The organism is Stenotrophomonas rhizophila (genome assembly GCF_000661955.1).
GTDB classification, from domain to species: Bacteria; Pseudomonadota; Gammaproteobacteria; order Xanthomonadales; family Xanthomonadaceae; genus Stenotrophomonas; species Stenotrophomonas rhizophila.
This window is the reverse complement of the sequence record NZ_CP007597.1, coordinates 1,578,042-1,593,019: the sequence shown is the minus strand read 5'-3', so window position 1 is coordinate 1,593,019 and position 14,978 is coordinate 1,578,042. Positions and strand designations below refer to the sequence as shown.

The 14,978-nt window shown below is 67.8% G+C and carries 13 protein-coding genes; 6 read left to right on the top strand and 7 right to left on the bottom strand.

The window, feature by feature from the left end; genetic code table 11:
• Window positions 1-99 precede the first annotated feature (99 nt).
• The gene (gene epmB, locus DX03_RS06715) at window positions 100-1,128 is read left to right on the top strand and encodes an EF-P beta-lysylation protein EpmB (RefSeq protein WP_185753474.1); all 1,029 of its coding nucleotides are present in this window, start codon (window positions 100-102) and stop codon (window positions 1,126-1,128) included.
• 203 nt (window positions 1,129-1,331) lie between these two features.
• On the opposite strand, the gene DX03_RS06710 is transcribed toward epmB, so the two are convergent.
• From DX03_RS06710 to DX03_RS06700, 3 genes are all read right to left on the bottom strand, one after another.
• Window positions 1,332-3,458, bottom strand: a complete 2,127-nt coding sequence (locus tag DX03_RS06710; RefSeq protein ID WP_038687393.1) for a putative bifunctional diguanylate cyclase/phosphodiesterase — start codon at window positions 3,456-3,458, stop codon at window positions 1,332-1,334.
• The gene (locus DX03_RS06705) at window positions 3,455-4,378 is read right to left on the bottom strand and encodes a phosphate/phosphite/phosphonate ABC transporter substrate-binding protein (RefSeq protein WP_425598304.1); all 924 of its coding nucleotides are present in this window, start codon (window positions 4,376-4,378) and stop codon (window positions 3,455-3,457) included. The genes DX03_RS06710 and DX03_RS06705 overlap by 4 nt, the downstream gene beginning before the upstream one ends.
• A 61-nt stretch (window positions 4,379-4,439) precedes the next feature.
• A complete protein-coding gene (locus DX03_RS06700; protein WP_038691999.1) occupies window positions 4,440-5,207 on the bottom strand; it encodes an RNA methyltransferase in 768 nt (255 codons plus the stop codon).
• Window positions 5,208-5,328: 121 nt separating this feature from the next.
• Here DX03_RS06700 and DX03_RS06695 point away from each other — a divergent pair, with 121 nt between their 5' ends.
• Both DX03_RS06695 and DX03_RS06690 read left to right on the top strand, forming a co-directional pair.
• Window positions 5,329-6,156, top strand: a complete 828-nt coding sequence (locus tag DX03_RS06695; RefSeq protein WP_038687391.1) for an inositol monophosphatase family protein — start codon at window positions 5,329-5,331, stop codon at window positions 6,154-6,156.
• Window positions 6,157-6,320: 164 nt separating this feature from the next.
• Complete coding sequence (locus DX03_RS06690; protein WP_038687389.1) at window positions 6,321-6,707, top strand: hypothetical protein; 387 nt, start codon at window positions 6,321-6,323, stop codon at window positions 6,705-6,707.
• Between the two features lie 643 nt (window positions 6,708-7,350).
• On the opposite strand, the gene htpX is transcribed toward DX03_RS06690, so the two are convergent.
• On the bottom strand, window positions 7,351-8,217 hold the full coding sequence (gene htpX / locus DX03_RS06685) for a protease HtpX (RefSeq protein WP_038687387.1): 867 nt from the start codon (window positions 8,215-8,217) through the stop codon (window positions 7,351-7,353).
• Between the two features lie 93 nt (window positions 8,218-8,310).
• Between htpX and gluQRS the strand changes: the two genes are divergently transcribed.
• The 3 genes from gluQRS to phaR all read left to right on the top strand — a co-directional run bounded on the left by gluQRS (window position 8,311) and on the right by phaR (window position 10,882).
• Window positions 8,311-9,195, top strand: a complete 885-nt coding sequence (gene gluQRS / locus DX03_RS06680; protein WP_081797172.1) for a tRNA glutamyl-Q(34) synthetase GluQRS — start codon at window positions 8,311-8,313, stop codon at window positions 9,193-9,195.
• 73 nt (window positions 9,196-9,268) lie between these two features.
• A complete protein-coding gene (gene phbB, locus DX03_RS06675) occupies window positions 9,269-10,009 on the top strand; it encodes an acetoacetyl-CoA reductase (protein ID WP_038687383.1) in 741 nt (246 codons plus the stop codon).
• Window positions 10,010-10,357: 348 nt separating this feature from the next.
• Window positions 10,358-10,882, top strand: a complete 525-nt coding sequence (gene phaR, locus DX03_RS06670; protein ID WP_038691997.1) for a polyhydroxyalkanoate synthesis repressor PhaR — start codon at window positions 10,358-10,360, stop codon at window positions 10,880-10,882.
• A 76-nt stretch (window positions 10,883-10,958) separates the two neighbouring features.
• Here the strand turns inward: phaR and DX03_RS06665 are convergent, their stop codons facing one another.
• Genes DX03_RS06665 through mutL form a run of 3 tightly spaced genes read right to left on the bottom strand, consistent with a single transcriptional unit; the run spans window position 10,959 to window position 14,728 of the window.
• Entirely contained in the window at window positions 10,959-11,870 is a 912-nt protein-coding gene (locus DX03_RS06665) for a TraB/GumN family protein (RefSeq protein ID WP_244880233.1), read from the bottom strand.
• 39 nt (window positions 11,871-11,909) lie between these two features.
• Entirely contained in the window at window positions 11,910-12,848 is a 939-nt protein-coding gene (locus DX03_RS06660) for a DUF1684 domain-containing protein (RefSeq protein WP_038687378.1), read from the bottom strand.
• 11 nt (window positions 12,849-12,859) lie between these two features.
• Window positions 12,860-14,728 (bottom strand): DNA mismatch repair endonuclease MutL, encoded by a 1,869-nt coding sequence (gene mutL, locus DX03_RS06655; RefSeq protein WP_038687377.1) that lies wholly within the window; start codon window positions 14,726-14,728, stop codon window positions 12,860-12,862.
• Window positions 14,729-14,978 lie beyond the last annotated feature (250 nt).

Genomic DNA, 14,978 nt, shown 5'->3' with positions numbered 1-14,978 from the left:
CTGAAACTCCTGAATGGGCAAACGCCGCGCAGGCGCGGCGAGCCGGATAGAATGGAAAACCCACCGGCACCGGTGGGGTGACTCGTTTTTCTGACCGACATGATAACCGCAGGCCCCCATTCCATGCAGCTTTCCGCCACGCCCCTGCCCACCCCCGTGCGCTGGCAACAGCTGTGGCGCCAGGCGGTACGCGACCCGCGGGTGCTGCTGCAGCAGCTGGGCCTGGACCCGGATGCCCTGCCCGTCTCGGCCGAGGCCGCCCGCCAGTTCGCGGTGCGCGTGCCGCAGGGCTTCATCGCCCGCATGCGCCACGGCGACCGCCACGACCCGTTGCTGCGCCAGGTGCTGCCGATCACTGATGAAATGCAGGTGGTGCCCGGCTTCAGCCTGGATGCGGTCGGCGATGGGCTGGCCAAGAAGGCCACCGGGGTCATCCAGAAGTACCGCGGCCGCGCCCTGCTGGTCACCACCGGCAGCTGCGCGATCAACTGCCGCTACTGCTTCCGCCGCCACTTCGACTACGGCACCGAGAACGCGGCCAAGGAAGGCTGGCGCGAGGCGGTGGACGCCATCGCCCAGGACCCGGACATCGACGAGGTGATCCTGTCCGGCGGCGACCCGCTGTCCCTGGCCACCCACAAGCTGGTCGAGCTGACCGATGCACTCCGCCAGATCCCGCATCTGCGCCGCCTGCGCATCCACAGCCGCCTGCCCGTGGTGCTGCCCGAACGCGTGGACGAGGACCTGGTGCAATGGATGGCCAGCCTGCCCTGGCCGTTGGCGTTCGTGATCCATGCCAACCATGCCAACGAATTCGATGCCTCCGTGGACGCAGCGATGGCCCGCCTGCGCGGTGCCGGCGCCACCCTGCTCAACCAGGCGGTGCTGCTGCGCGGGGTCAACGACTCGCTGCAGGCCCTGCAGGACCTGAGCGAGCGCAGCTTCGCCGCCGGCGTGCTGCCTTACTACCTGTATCAGGTTGACCGGGTGGAAGGCGTGGCCCACTTCGAGGTCAGTGACGAGACGGCCAAGGCACTGCACGCGCAGCTGACCACGCGGCTGTCGGGCTACCTGGTGCCCAAGCTGGTCCGCGAGATTTCCGGCGACGGCAGCAAGCGCCCGGTGTGAGGGCAGCGACCACCAACGGTGGTCGCCTACCGGCGGGGATGCGCTGCGACCACCAACGGTGGTCGCCTACCGGCGTCGGCGACAGCGCGTAGCGCCGGGCTCTGCCCGGCTGAACCGCCAACGCACGTAGAGCCGGGCTCTGCCCGGCTGATCCGCCAATGTAAATCCAGCCGGGCAGAGCCCGGCGCTACGGGGCTTGCGCCCTACACCCCGGACTCGATCAGTTCCACCACGTCGGTGGCGCTGACCGGGTGGCTCAGCCAATAGCCCTGGCCCAGGTCGCAGCCGCGCTGGCAGAGCAGGTCGAACTGCACTTCCTGTTCGATACCTTCGGCCACCACGGTGATCCCCAAGGCATGGGCCATGGCGATGATCGCCGTGGTCAGGGCCAGATCGTCCGGGTCGCGCTGCATGTCGGCCACGAAGCTCTTGTCGATCTTGACCCCGTCCACCGGCACCTGGCGCAGGTGGCTCAGGCCGGAGAAGCCGGTGCCGAAGTCATCCAGCCACACCTTCACCCCGGTCCGGTGCAGCTTGTCCAGCAGCGCCGCGGCCAGCATTTCATCGCCGATCACCGCCGTTTCGGTCAGCTCCAGGTGCAGGCGCGAGGCCGGCAGGCCGGTGTCGCGCAGGCAATCGGCCACCAGGTTGGGCAGCTCGCCGCCACGCAGCTGGCGCGGCGAAACGTTGACCGAGACGAACAGGCCGTCGCCGTCCACGCCGTGCGGCCACTGCACCGCTTCCATGCAGGCCGCGCGCAGCACCTTCGGGCCGATCACCTCGATCAGGCCACTCTGCTCGGCCACTTCGATGAACACCGACGGCGGGATCGTGCCCAGCGTGGGGTGTTGCCAGCGCAGCAGTACTTCCACCCCGACCATGCGCCGGTCGCGGGTGCGGAAGATCGGTTGGTAGACCAGGCGCAGTTCGCCGCGCTCCCAGGCGCCGCGCAGCTCCTGCTCCATATGCACGCGGCGCTCCACCGCGTGGTCCATGGCCCGGCTGTAATAGCGGTAGCAGTTCTTGCCGGCCACCTTGGCCTGGTACATCGCAATGTCGCCGTTCTTCAACAGCGTGGTCGCATCGGCCGCATCGTCGGGGAACAGGGTCACGCCAATGGACGTACCCAGGAACAGCTCCCGGCCCTGCACGAACAGTGGCTTGCCCAGCTCGCGGACCAGGATCTCGGCCAGTTGGCGGGCATGCGCGGCCACATCGCCGTCGCCGAGCAGGATCACGAATTCATCGCCGCCAAAGCGGGCCAGCAGGGCCTCGTCGCCCCCGGCCTGCGCCACGGCGGTGCTGATGCGCTGGGCGAACTGCAGCAGCGCTTCATCGCCGGCTTCATGGCCCAGCGTGTCGTTGACGCGCTTGAAGTCATCCATGTCGGCAAACAACAGGGCCAGCCGATGGTTGGACGCACGCGCGGCCATCAGCCGGTGGTCCAGCGCCTCACGGAAGGCCAGGCGGTTGGTCAGCCCGGTCAGCGCATCGGTGTAGGCCATGTGCCGCACTTCGCGGTCGTGGCGGGCGATCGCCTCGCTCATCCGGCCAAACGCACGCACCAGTTCGCCCACCTCGTCCTTGCGCGGGCTTTCATGCAGCGTCAGCTGGTAGTCGCCCGCCTCGATCTGGCGCGCGGCCCCGGCCAGCCAGCGGATCGGGGCCACCAGGGTGCGCTGCACGTAGATGATCATGCCCGCGCCGATGCCGACCAGCAGCCCGAGCATCAGCAACAGCCAGCCGAGGTGGCGCTTGCCCACCTGCTGCAGGCGCTCGCCCAGGGTCTGGTTGGCGCGCTGCTCCATCGCCTGCACGTCATCCAGCGCCATGCCCACCCGGACCCCGCCGATGCGCTGGTTGCCGATCATGATCGGCATCGCGTTGTCGAGCACCTTGGGCGACTGCTGCACCACCAGCGCCCGCGCGGCGACGGCACCGGAGGCCAGCGGGTCGCTCATCGGCCGGCCGAAGTCGATCACCTCGGCCGAGCCGTCGTGGATCAGCTTGCCGTCCTCGTCGAACACCAGCACATAGCGCACCACCTGCTGCCGCGAGGTGTTGCGCACCAGCGCGCCGACCTGCTCCAGGTCGTTGTAGTACAGCGGGTTGGCCAACGCGTCGGACAGCTCGCGCGCCAGCGCTTCACCGCGGCTGCGCACGCTGCGGTCGAACAGGTCATGGATGACGTTGCCACTGAGGTGCTGGACCTCATCCTGCATCGTCGCCTGGCGCCCAAGCACCACCGCGACGATGGCGATCACCACCAGCATCGCACCGCTCATCGCGAGCACGAACCGTGCCTGCATTCCGGAACCCAACAGCCTCATTCCACTTCCATCCGCACGCGAGCCAAGCCTTGTTTCAATTCATCCAACCGGTGCTGCATCTGCGCATCCACCCGATGGAACCCGGACGTACCAAAAAATGTCTGCAGCGCATCCTGCGCCTTGGGATCCGATGCCGCCTCCAGCAGCACCGCCTGCAACCGGTCGCGCACCCGTTCATCCAGCCCGGCGCGCACCATTTCCACCGCGCGCGGATACGGCTCGGTACGATGGATGACACGGAAATCACGCAGGAAAGTGGCCGGAATGCGATGTCCGTCGGTCCAGTCCACGCTGCTGACCGCCCCGGCGTCCACCACACCCTTGTGGACCAGGGTGGCGATATTGCCCTCCGAGCGTGCAAACACATAGCCCACCGTATCGGGGGCGGCCGCATCGCGCGCCGACAGCAGGATCTCCGGGGTCAGGCCCTGCTGCAACAGGGTCATCACCGGCACCAGGTAGGCACTGGTGGAGGCCACGTTCTGCAACGCCAGGGTGTGCCCCTTGAGGTCGGCCAGCGTCGCAATGGTGCTGTCCCGGCGCACGAAGAACACGGTGTGGTAGTCACGCACGCCGCTGCGCTCGGTCAGCAGCAGGGGCTGGGCGCCACTGCGCAGGCCCAGCGCCACCGCGGTACCGGAGGTTTCAGTGACCCAGTCCACCCGGCCACGGCGCAGGTAGCTGGCCATCTGCTGGGCGTCGGGTGCCATCAGGATGCGGCCTTCGGTAATGCCGACGTCGCGCATGCGCGGAACCACGTAATCGAGCAGGGGTTGCAGTTGCGCATAGTGTGACTTGGGGTTGTCGCTGATCCGGCCCAGCACCAGCACGTTGTCCGGTGCCGCTGACGCAGGTCCGGCCATCAGCACGATAGCCAGACACAGCAGACCTCCCTGCAGCAGCCATCGCAGACCCGGCACTCCCATCACTCCCCCCAAGGAATCCGAACAGCCTACCCGAAAAAGTGAGAACTGCGTCAGCTCATTCGGGCTTGGCGTTGGCCAACCGTGCCATCCGCTGGGCGTCGGACAGGATGCCGCGCAACAGGCGCACTTCCTGTTCGCTCAGTCCGGTGCGCAGGAACAGGCGGCGCAGTTTGCGCATGGCCGATTCCGGGGCGCGGCCCTTGTGGAAGTCGATATCGTCCAGGGCCTGACCAAGCTGGGTGAACATGCCTTCCACCTGCGCATGGCTGGCCGGCTGCTCGCGGAACTCGGGGTCGGCCGGGGCGGCGCCGTCGATGCCGCCGAGCACGGCCATGCGCGTTTCATAGGCCAGCACCTGCACGGCGGCGGCCAGGTTCAACGAACTGAAGTCGGGGTTGGACGGGATATGCACGGCCAGGTGGCACAGCTGCAGTTCCTCGTTGGTCAGGCCGGTGCGCTCACGGCCAAACACGAAGGCCACTTCGGCCGGCTCGGCGGCCTTGGCCAGGGCGCGCTGGGCAGCGACGGCCGGCAGCAGTTCCTCCAGCTGGACCCGGCGGGCGCGTGCAGTGCAGCCCAGGACCAGGGTGCAGTCGGCGACGGCCTCGGCCAGGGTGGCCACGACCGGTGCATCGCCCAGCACGTCCTCGGCGCCGGCCGAGCGCCGGAACGCTTCATCGTCCAGCGGCTTTTCCGGTGCCACCAGGACCAGCCGGGACAGGCCCATGGTCTTCATGGCGCGCGCCGCAGCGCCCATGTTGCCGGGGTGCTGGGTGCCGACCAGGACGAATCGGATACGGGTAGGAGCGGTTTCAACGGACATGAACAGGCCAAACGCGAGCAGGACAGCCACAGATGGTAAACTGTGCGACCGGCCTCTGCGCCGGGACCGCTCTTTTCCCCCGCCAGTACCCCCCACTCTGCCTTTCCGGGAGCTTTTCGCCATGCAGAAACCCGCCGTCACCGTCATGGTCAAGGCCGCCCGCCTCGCCGGCAACGTCCTGTTGCGCAACATCAACAAGCTGGAGGCGTTGAACGTCGTGCAGAAGGGGCGCATGGACTATGCCAGTGAAGTCGATGCGGATGCGGAAAAGGTCATCGTCAAGGAACTCAAGCGCGCCTATCCCGAGTACGGGATCATGGGCGAAGAAGGTGGTGTGCAGGGTGTGAACCGGTACATGTGGGTGATCGACCCGCTGGACGGCACCAGCAACTACCTGCGCGGCTTCCCGCACTACTGTGTGTCCATCGCGCTGGTCGAGAACGGCGAGCCGATCGATGCGGTGATCTTCGATCCGCTCCGCAATGAGCTGTTCACTGCCAGCCGCGGCGCTGGCGCGGTGCTGAACGACCGTCGCATCCGCGTGGCCGACCGCAAGGACATGGGCGGCGCGATGATCCACACCGGTTTCGCCCCGCGTGAGCGCCAGCGCGCCAGTTCGCAGCTGAAGGCCGTGGATGCGCTGCTGGTGCACGCCGAAGACGTGCGCCGTACCGGTTCGGCCGCGCTGGATCTGGCCTACGTGGCCTGCGGCCGCGCCGACGCCTACTTCGAGGCCGGCCTGAAGGCCTGGGACATCGCCGCCGGCGTGCTGCTGGTGCGCGAGGCCGGTGGCCGGGTCTGTGACTACAAGGGCGCCACCCCGGCCCGCATGGACAGCCGCGGCCCGGAGACCCAGCAGATCGTGGCTGGCAACGTGAAGAACACCGATGTGCTGCAGAAGGTGCTGGTCAACACCGGCTACGCAGCCGAGTTCGACGCCAAGTTCTGATCGGCCACCGCGCTGAAACCGAAGAACGGCGCCCTTGGGCGCCGTTTTTTTGTGCCGGTGCGTCCGGCTTTCCACCGCGGCCCGGGTAGACGGGAGGCCGCAACGCAACGCCACGCGCGCTACACTTTTTGATTGCGCCGCGGCGCACCCTTCAAGGAAGACCCATGTACAAGCGCGCGATTCTTTCCCTGGCCTTGCTGCTGGGGGGATATGACGCGACCGCGTCGGTGGTGATGGACCCGTCGTCCACGGAAGGGCCGGTGGTCCTGCCCGAGGAGGTCGCGGCGACCTGCGCCGACCTGGTCGCGAGCCTGCAGGCATCGGCCGCGCTGAGCCTGAAGAAGGCCGGCAAGGACGGCGGCGATGTCACCACGAGCCCGACCTGGGCGTACACCCCGTTCTCCCACCGCGTGCTGATGGCGTCCTGCGTGGCGTATGTCCTGACCGGCAGCACCGACGCCCCCGCCCGCCCCTTGCGCTTCATCGATGAAGACAGCGGCACGCAGGTGGCGGTGCTGGACAAGACCGGCTACCGCGACATCACCCCCTGAGCCGGCGCACCGCCGTATTTGACGTCGGCCTATGAGCCACCGTCCCGTATTATTCCGATTATTCCGACAACGGCGCCCTTGGGCGCCGCTGTTGTTTATGGGAACTGAGTGACTGCGGAGGCAACGGCAAAAAGCGCCATGCGCATCGCCTGCTGCTGGCTGGCTGGCGCGGGTGGGGGCGCGGGACACGCTGCAAGTACATCCATGTAAGCTCCGTCGCCGCATCCATGCGGCTCAGGGTCCCGCACCCCCACCCGCGCCAGCCCCTGACAGAGGGTCGGTGCCCTGGGCAAAAGGCAGGGCGCAAAGCCGGACTTCACCGGCGTGAGCTCAAAGGCACCGCTGCGGGGTTCCTTGCCGTTGCTTCGCATGGCCACCGACCCACTGTCGAGGGCGGGACGGTGTGGGTTCGCGGGACCCTGAGCGCCATGGATGGCGCGACGGAGCTTACAGGGACGTACTTGCAGCGTGTCCCGCGAACCCACACCGTCCTGCCCAGCCCGAGAATGCAGGGCAAATGAGGCCTTTGACGTTGCATTTGCCTCAAGGGCAGCCGGGCAGAGCCCGGCTCTACCAGGGAACAACGCAGACACAAAAACGCCCGGCCGAAGCCGGGCGTTCTGAGGTTTCAGCGCACCGCGGATCAGGCTGCGGTGCTGGCCTTCAGGGCGGCGATGCGCTCTTCCAGCGGCGGGTGGCTCATGAACAGCTTGCGGGCCGTCGAACCGGCGATGCCGAAAGCCGCGATCTGCGTCGGCAGCGTGCTCTGGCCGTGGTTGAGCTTCAGCCGCTCCAGCGCCGCGATCATCTTCTGGCGGCCTGCCAGGTGCGCACCACCGGCATCGGCGCGGAACTCGCGGTGGCGCGAGAACCACATCGAAATCATCGTCGCGAACACACCGAACACCATCTCCAGCACGAACACGATGATGTAGTACGCAAAGCCGCGACCGCCGCCCTCGCGGTTGCCCGACAGCGCGCTGTCGATGAAACCACCCACGATGCGCGCCAGCACGATCACGAACGTATTCAACACGCCCTGCAGCAGCGCCATCGTGATCATGTCACCGTTGGCCACGTGCGCGATCTCGTGGCCCAGCACCGCCTCGGCCTCGTCCTCGCTCATGTTGTGCAACAGCCCCGTGGACACCGCCACCAGCGCCTTGTTGCGGTTGGCACCGGTTGCGAACGCGTTGATTTCCGGGCCGTCGTACACCGCCACTTCCGGCATGCCGATGCCGGCCTCGCGGGCCTGGCGCTCGACGGTGGCCAGCAGCCAGCGCTCGGTCGGATTGCGCGGCTCGGTGATCACCACCGCGCCCGTGGAACGCTTGGCCATCCACTTGGACAGCAACAGTGAAATGAAGGAACCACCGAAGCCAAAGATGGCCGCCATCACCAGCAGGCCGCTCATCTGGTTGGGGTTCACGCCCAACACCGACATCACGATGCCCGCCAGGACCAGCACGGCAAGGTTGGTCAGAAGGAAGAGAGCAATGCGACTGAACATGGGGAAATGACGCTCATGGGAGGTGGATGACTGCAAATCTGCGGGGACTTCAGGTTGAATTCAAGTCGCAAACTGACCGACGATTCATAGTTCATGCCAATGACCCCCTACCTCGGCCGCTTCGCGCCCTCGCCCACCGGCCCCCTGCACCCCGGCTCGCTGCTCGCCGCACTGGGCAGCTGGCTGCTCGCCCGCCACGCCGGCGGGCAGTGGTGGGTGCGCGTGGAAGACGTCGACCCCCCGCGCACCGTACCCGGTGCCATCGACCAGCAACTGGCCTGCCTGACCGCGCTTGGCCTGGCCAGCGACGGCGCTATCGTGCGCCAGAGCCAGCGCGACGCCCTCTACCAGCGCGCCCTGGAGCGCCTGCTCGACGAAGGCACCGCGTTTGCCTGCCACTGCAGCCGCAGCGAACTGGCCGACCAGCACGGCATCCACCATCACTGCGTGGCACGCGGCCTGCGCGCGCAACCGGCCATCCGCCTGCGGGTACCGCCCGGCACCCGGATTGCCTTCCACGACGGCCTGCGCGGCCCGGTGGAACAGGACGTGCACGCCGACGTCGGCGATTTCGTGCTGCGGCGCGCCGATGGCTACTGGGCCTACCAGCTGGCCGTGGTCGTGGACGATGGGCAGCAGGGCATCACCGACGTGGTGCGCGGCGCCGACCTGCTCGACTCCACCCCGCGCCAGATCCTGCTCCAGCGCGCGCTTGGCCTGCCGACCCCGGCCTACCTGCACCTGCCCCTGCTGCTGGACGCGCACGGCCGCAAGCTGTCCAAGTCCGACGCTGCCCGCCCGCTCGACCCGGCCGAACCGCTGCCCGCCCTGCGCCAGGCCTGGGCGGCCTTGGGCCAGGACCCGGCCGTGGTGCGCGACGCTGCCGGCGTGACGCCGTTGCTGGACAACGCCCGTGCCGGCTTCGATCCCACCCGCCTGCCCGCCCATGACATCGCCCCACTCGCCACGCCCGGCTGACGCCCCATTTGCCGCGGCGATGTTGCAGAATCCCCTTCCCCCTTGTTGGCACAGCCTTTCGGAGTAGCAGCCCATGACATCTCGCGTCGCACTGGTCACCGGCGGAACCGGCGGTATCGGTACTGCCATCTGCCAACGCCTGGCCGACCAGGGCCATCGGGTCGCCACCAACTACCGTGACCAGGCCAAAGCCCTGGCCTGGCGCGAGATGATGCTGGCGCGCGGCTGCGACGTGGCGATCTTCCCGGGCGACGTCGCCGACCCGGACACCGCCGAGGCCATGGTCCACGCGGTGGAAGCAGCACTCGGCCCGATCGAGATCCTGGTCAACAACGCCGGCATCACCCGCGACACCACCTTCCACCGCATGCGCGCCGACCAGTGGCACGACGTCATCAACACCAACCTCAACTCGGTGTTCAACGTCACCCGCCCGGTCATCGAAGGCATGCGCCGCCGCGGCTGGGGCCGGGTGATCCAGATCAGCTCGATCAACGGCCTGAAGGGCCAGTACGGCCAGGCCAACTACGCCGCGGCCAAGGCCGGCATGCACGGCTTCACCATCTCCCTGGCCCGCGAGAACGCCGGCTTCGGCATCACCGTCAACACCATTTCCCCCGGCTACGTGGCCACCGACATGGTGATGGCCGTGCCCGACGAAGTGCGCGCCAAGATCATCGCCGACATCCCCACCGGCCGCCTCGGCAAGCCCGAGGAAATCGCCTACGCGGTCGCCTTCCTGGTGAACGAAGAAGCCTCGTGGATCACCGGGTCGAACCTGGACATCAACGGCGGCCACCACATGGGCTGGTAGAGCCGACCGTTGGTCGGCTGCACGCAATCCTGGTAGAGCCGACCGCTGGTCGGCTGCACGCAATCCTGGTAGAGCCGACCGTTGGTCGGCTCCACGCAATCCATCCAGAAAGGTAGGCGATCAAAGGCAGCCGACCAACGGTCGGCTCTACCGGGGATTTTCAAGAAAACGTTTGCAGGACTTTTTACGGCTGCACATATTCACCCGTTTGCAAATGCTGCACCCCGCGCAAATCCATGCTGCGCAACATAAAACCGGTCCTGTACCCCGCCGCATGGGCCTTCCGGCGGTTGCATGTGCTGCTGCACTGCGCCATGCTGCGCGCCTACTGTGATGAGTGACCGTTTCATGGCTGCGAACCGCATTATCAAGAAATACCCGAACCGCCGGCTCTACGACACCGAGATTTCCAGTTACATCACCATCGAAGATGTGCGCCAGCTCATCCTCGACGGCGAAGATTTCGAAGTGCGCGACGCCAAGAGCGGCGACGACCTGACCCGCTCGGTGTTGCTGCAGATCATCGCCGACCAGGAACAGGACGGTGAGCCGATGCTGTCCACCCAGCTGCTCAGCCAGCTGATCCGCTTCTACGGCGACTCCCTGCAGGGCTTCATGGGCAACTACCTGGAGCGCAGCATGCAGGTCTTCCTGGACCAGCAGCAGCAGTTCCGCCAGCAGATGGGCAACCTGCTCGGCCAGACCCCGTGGGCGATGATGAACCAGCTGACCGAGCGCAACCTGGAGCTCTGGCAGGACTTCCAGCGCAACATGGGCCCCGGCTTCGGCCCGCGCCCCGGTGGCACCTCCACCGGCACCGGTACCGGCAAGCCGGAAACCCCGGCCCCCGGCGCAGGCAAGACCCGCCGCTGAGGCAACGCCCGGCACGGGCCAATGAAAAAGGCGCAGCCCCACGGCCGCGCCTTTTTCGTATCCGCGGCGTGCGCGATCAGCGCTTCGGCTTGGCGCACCCGGTGCACACGCGCTCGACCGTGAAGCCCTTGGCCTTGAGCTTGTCCACCACGCCGTCGTCGCCCAGCAGGTGCAGCGTGCCGACCACCACCAGCGTGCCGCCCTGCCCGGCCTGCAGGTACTGCTGCAGCTTGGGCACCCAGGCATCATTGCGATCGGTATTGATGCGCTTGTACAGCTGCGGGTACTGACCGCGCATCTGCGCGGCCATCGAGGTCCACAGCAGCTTGTCGTCACCGCGGCGCCACGCGTCGTGCAGCTTGCGGCCTTCCGCGTCGGCCTTGTCGGCCTGGTCCAGCGCCTCGGCCACCATCTGCTGCTGCTCGGCCGCCGACATCCCCGACAGCACGCCGACCTGGGTGTCGATGTCCTCCAGCCCGGAGGTCGGCTTGCCGGCCGTCGCGGCGCGCTGCATGAAGTGCCGATCCAGGCCCAGGTTCGGGTCCAGGCCCATCTTGGTGAACTGCCCCAGCGTGATGGTCAGCCCCACGAACCACGGCTTCATGCCCTGCAGCTGCGCCAGGGGCAGATTGTTCGCGGTGGCGTAGGCCTGCAGCTTGGTCCACGTCGCCGGGTCCAGGTCACGCTTGAGCTCGGTGCCGTCGGTGCGCACCGCCGCCTGCAGCATCTTCTGGGTCAGCTGCGGCGACTGCATGTCCTGCGGCGACAGCTCGAACACCACCCGCTTGGACGCTGCGAACGCCTGGTCCACATCGGCCGCAAGCGGATAATCCTGCGCACGCAGCAGGTGGAACGAACCCAACAGATACACCCGGCTGTCGCCGGGGCCGGTCACCTTCCACAACAGCGGCACCGGCGGCGTGGCCTTGGCCGACGGGGCGTCGCCGCGCGCCTGCACCACGCCACTGCCCAACAGCAGGCCGACCATCAACACCGGGGACAACATTCGGGACAACATCGACATGGTTCAGGCCTCTCCTTCAGGGGCATGGTAGGCCTGCTCGCCCGCGTCAATGCGCAGGTCCAGGCGGTTTTCCGGCGGCGCCAACGGGCACGTTGCAAACGGCGTGAATGCGCACGGGGGATTGTAGGCGTGGTTGAAATCCACCTGCACCTGCCCGTTCGCATCCGGTGCGGCCACGTCCAGGTAGCGCCCGGCCGGGTAGCTGCCGTGGCCGCTGGTGCGGTCGGCGAAGATCACGAACAGCTCGCGCCCGGGTTCGCCCAGCGCTTCCAGCCGCCAGGTGCGGCCGTCGCGTTCGAACTCCAGTGCGCCGGCGTTGGGCATCTGCGTGGTCAGCCCGGTGATGTCCACGATGGGCAGGGTCTTGCCCGGCGCGTGCGGCACGAAGCGCGCGTTCACCCGCCACGACGGGCCGCCCGGCCAGTACTGCAGCCCGGTGAAATTGGCCCGGCTGGCCGCGTCGGCATGCTTCACCCGCAGTGCATAGCGCTCGCCGCGATGGATCAGGCTCAACTGGCCCTTGCCGTCGTCGAAGGAAATCAACGTCGGGGCGGGGTCGCGATCACTGGCGAACCGGATGCGGCCGGTGAGTGGTTTGTCGCCCACCTGCAGGGCAGCGCCACGCTCGGGCGTGAACCATACCGTGTCGCCGTCGCGCGCCACCATGCCCAGCTTGGCCGGTCCGACCGCCAGGCGGATGCCACTGCCCGGCCCGCTGCCGATGTAATGCGCCTTGTACTCCAGCCAATGCAGGCCCACCAGGCTGGTCCAGCCGTCGGCGGCATGCAGTTCTTCATAGCGCTTCTGGCGCCACTGCTGCTGTTCGGCGGCGAACGCCGGATCCACCGCGGCGGCCACCGTGGGTGCCGCGTCTTTGTCGCCGCACGCGGCCAGCCCCACCGCCAGCATGATCGCGCCCAGCGCCCTTCCCCAAGTTCGCATGATTGTCCCCTTCAACGTCCGCGCAGGAACCAGCGGTCGATTTCCGCCAGTGAAAAACGCGCCCAGGTCGGTCGGCCGTGATTGCACTGACCCGAGCGTTCGGTGATTTCCATGTCGCGCAGCAGCGCGTTCATTTCCGGCACGGTCAGGCGCCGGTTGGCGCGCACTGCGCCGTGGCAGGCCATCGTGGACAGCAGCTCGTCGCGGGCGCTGGCGATGCGCCGGCTTTGGCCGTGCTCGCGCAGGTCGGTGAGCACGTCACGCAGCAGGCCTTCCGGTTCGGCGTTGGCCAGCAGCGCGGGAATGCTGCGCACGTGCAGCGACCCTGGACCGGAACGGGTGATCTCAAAGCCCAGCGCCACCAGCGTGTCGGCTTCGCGCTCGGCGGTGTCGGCATCACGCTCGCCCACTGCCAGGGTGATCGGCACCAGCAGTGGCTGCGCGTGCAGGCCCATGCCATCGTGCGCGGTCTTCAGCCGCTCGTAGCCGATGCGCTCGTGCGCGGCGTGCATGTCGACCACGATCAGGCCTTCGGCGTTCTCGGCCAGGATGTAGATGCCGTGCAACTGCGCCACGGCGTAGCCCAACGGCGGCACGCCGCTGTCGGCCGCGGTAGCGGGCAGGCCGTTGTAGCTGGGCATCGGCGGCAGCGCAGCGGACACGCCGCCGGCAGGCGTGGCGTACAGCGCGGCGTAGGCCGACGGTGCATCGGCCACCTGCAGGCCCAACGGTGACTGCTGCGGGCGCCACTGGCCGGCCATGCTGCCACCCCCGCCGCCACCGCCCAGCGCGTAGCCGCCGCCGGACGTGCCATAACCGGCCGCACTACCCGGTGCGGTGCCGGGCAATGCGTGCGCCTCGGCGGCACCTGCGGTGGCGGTCATGCCGGCGCGGGTTTCGGCCAGCGCTTCCTTCAACGTGCGGTAGACAAAATCATGGATCAGGCGTGAGTCGCGGAAGCGCACCTCGTGCTTGGCCGGGTGCACGTTGACGTCGACCCGGGTCGGGTCCAGTTCCAGGAACAGCACGTAGGCCGGCTGGCGGCCGTGGAACAGCACATCGCCATAGGCCATCTTCACTGCGTGGGCCACGCTGCGGTCACGCACCGAACGGCCATTGACGTAGAGGTATTGCTGGTCGGTGCTGGCGCGCGAATAGTGCGGCTGCGCGATCCAGCCATGCAGCCGCAGGCCGGCCCCGCTGTGGTCCACGCGCAGCGCCTGCGCGGCGAAATCCTCGCCCAGGGTTTCGCCCAGGCGCGTATCGGAATACAGATCGCCAGGCTTGTAGCGGCGCGACGGCTTGCCGTTGTGCGACACCCGCAGTTCCACGTCCGGGCGGGCCAGCGCCAGCGACCGCAGCCACTCTTCGATATGGCCCAGCTCGGTGCGTTCGGCGCGCAGGAACTTGCGCCGCGCCGGCACGTTGTAGAACAGCTCGCGCACTTCCACCGTGGTGCCCGGCGCGTGCGCGCGCGGGGTGACCTCGCCGAGCTTGCCGCCTTCGATCTGCAGGGCCGAACCGTGCGCATCGCCGGGACGGCGCGAGGCCAGGGTGAAGCGGCTGACCGAGGCGATCGAGGGCAGCGCTTCGCCACGGAAGCCGAGCGTGGCCACCGCTTCGAGGTCGTCCAGGCTGGCGATCTTGCTGGTGGCGTGGCGGGACACCGCCAGCGGCAGTTCCTCCGGCGCGATGCCGCCGCCATCGTCACGGATCCGGATCAGGCGGACGCCGCCTTCTTCCAGATCGATGTCCACGCGGGTGGCACCGGCATCCAGTGCGTTTTCGACCAGTTCCTTGACCACCGACGCCGGGCGCTCCACCACCTCGCCGGCGGCGATCTGGTTGATCAGGATCTCGGGCAGTTGGCGGATGCTCATGCGTCGCTCCCGCAGAAGGGACAGGCGACGGCGGAAGCGAGGGGGAATCGGGGGCTGTACGTCATCGACAGATGATAGCGTAGGCCGCCAGCCTACCCACGGTCGGCTCTACCCGATTCATCCGGATGGGTTACGTGTGGGGCCCAGCCGACCAACGGTCGGCTCTACCCGGTTCATCCGGACGGGTTACGTGTGGGGCCCAGCCGACCAACGGTCGGCTCTACGCGGTTCATCCGGATGGGTTACGTGT

Excerpts from the sequence above, each read along its gene's own strand:
- epmB (WP_185753474.1), top strand. The coding sequence starts at position 100 with ATGATAACCGCAGGCCCCCATTCCATGCAGCTTTCCGCCACGCCCCTG.
- DX03_RS06700 (WP_038691999.1), bottom strand. The coding sequence starts at position 5,207 with ATGTCCGTTGAAACCGCTCCTACCCGTATCCGATTCGTCCTGGTCGGC.
- DX03_RS06690 (WP_038687389.1), top strand. The coding sequence starts at position 6,321 with ATGTACAAGCGCGCGATTCTTTCCCTGGCCTTGCTGCTGGGGGGATAT.
- DX03_RS06695 (WP_038687391.1), top strand. The coding sequence starts at position 5,329 with ATGCAGAAACCCGCCGTCACCGTCATGGTCAAGGCCGCCCGCCTCGCC.
- mutL (WP_038687377.1), bottom strand. The coding sequence starts at position 14,728 with ATGAGCATCCGCCAACTGCCCGAGATCCTGATCAACCAGATCGCCGCC.
- gluQRS (WP_081797172.1), top strand. The coding sequence starts at position 8,311 with ATGCCAATGACCCCCTACCTCGGCCGCTTCGCGCCCTCGCCCACCGGC.
- DX03_RS06710 (WP_038687393.1), bottom strand. The coding sequence starts at position 3,458 with ATGAGGCTGTTGGGTTCCGGAATGCAGGCACGGTTCGTGCTCGCGATG.
- phbB (WP_038687383.1), top strand. The coding sequence starts at position 9,269 with ATGACATCTCGCGTCGCACTGGTCACCGGCGGAACCGGCGGTATCGGT.
- DX03_RS06665 (WP_244880233.1), bottom strand. The coding sequence starts at position 11,870 with ATGGTCGGCCTGCTGTTGGGCAGTGGCGTGGTGCAGGCGCGCGGCGAC.
- htpX (WP_038687387.1), bottom strand. The coding sequence starts at position 8,217 with ATGTTCAGTCGCATTGCTCTCTTCCTTCTGACCAACCTTGCCGTGCTG.
- phaR (WP_038691997.1), top strand. The coding sequence starts at position 10,358 with ATGGCTGCGAACCGCATTATCAAGAAATACCCGAACCGCCGGCTCTAC.
- DX03_RS06660 (WP_038687378.1), bottom strand. The coding sequence starts at position 12,848 with ATGCGAACTTGGGGAAGGGCGCTGGGCGCGATCATGCTGGCGGTGGGG.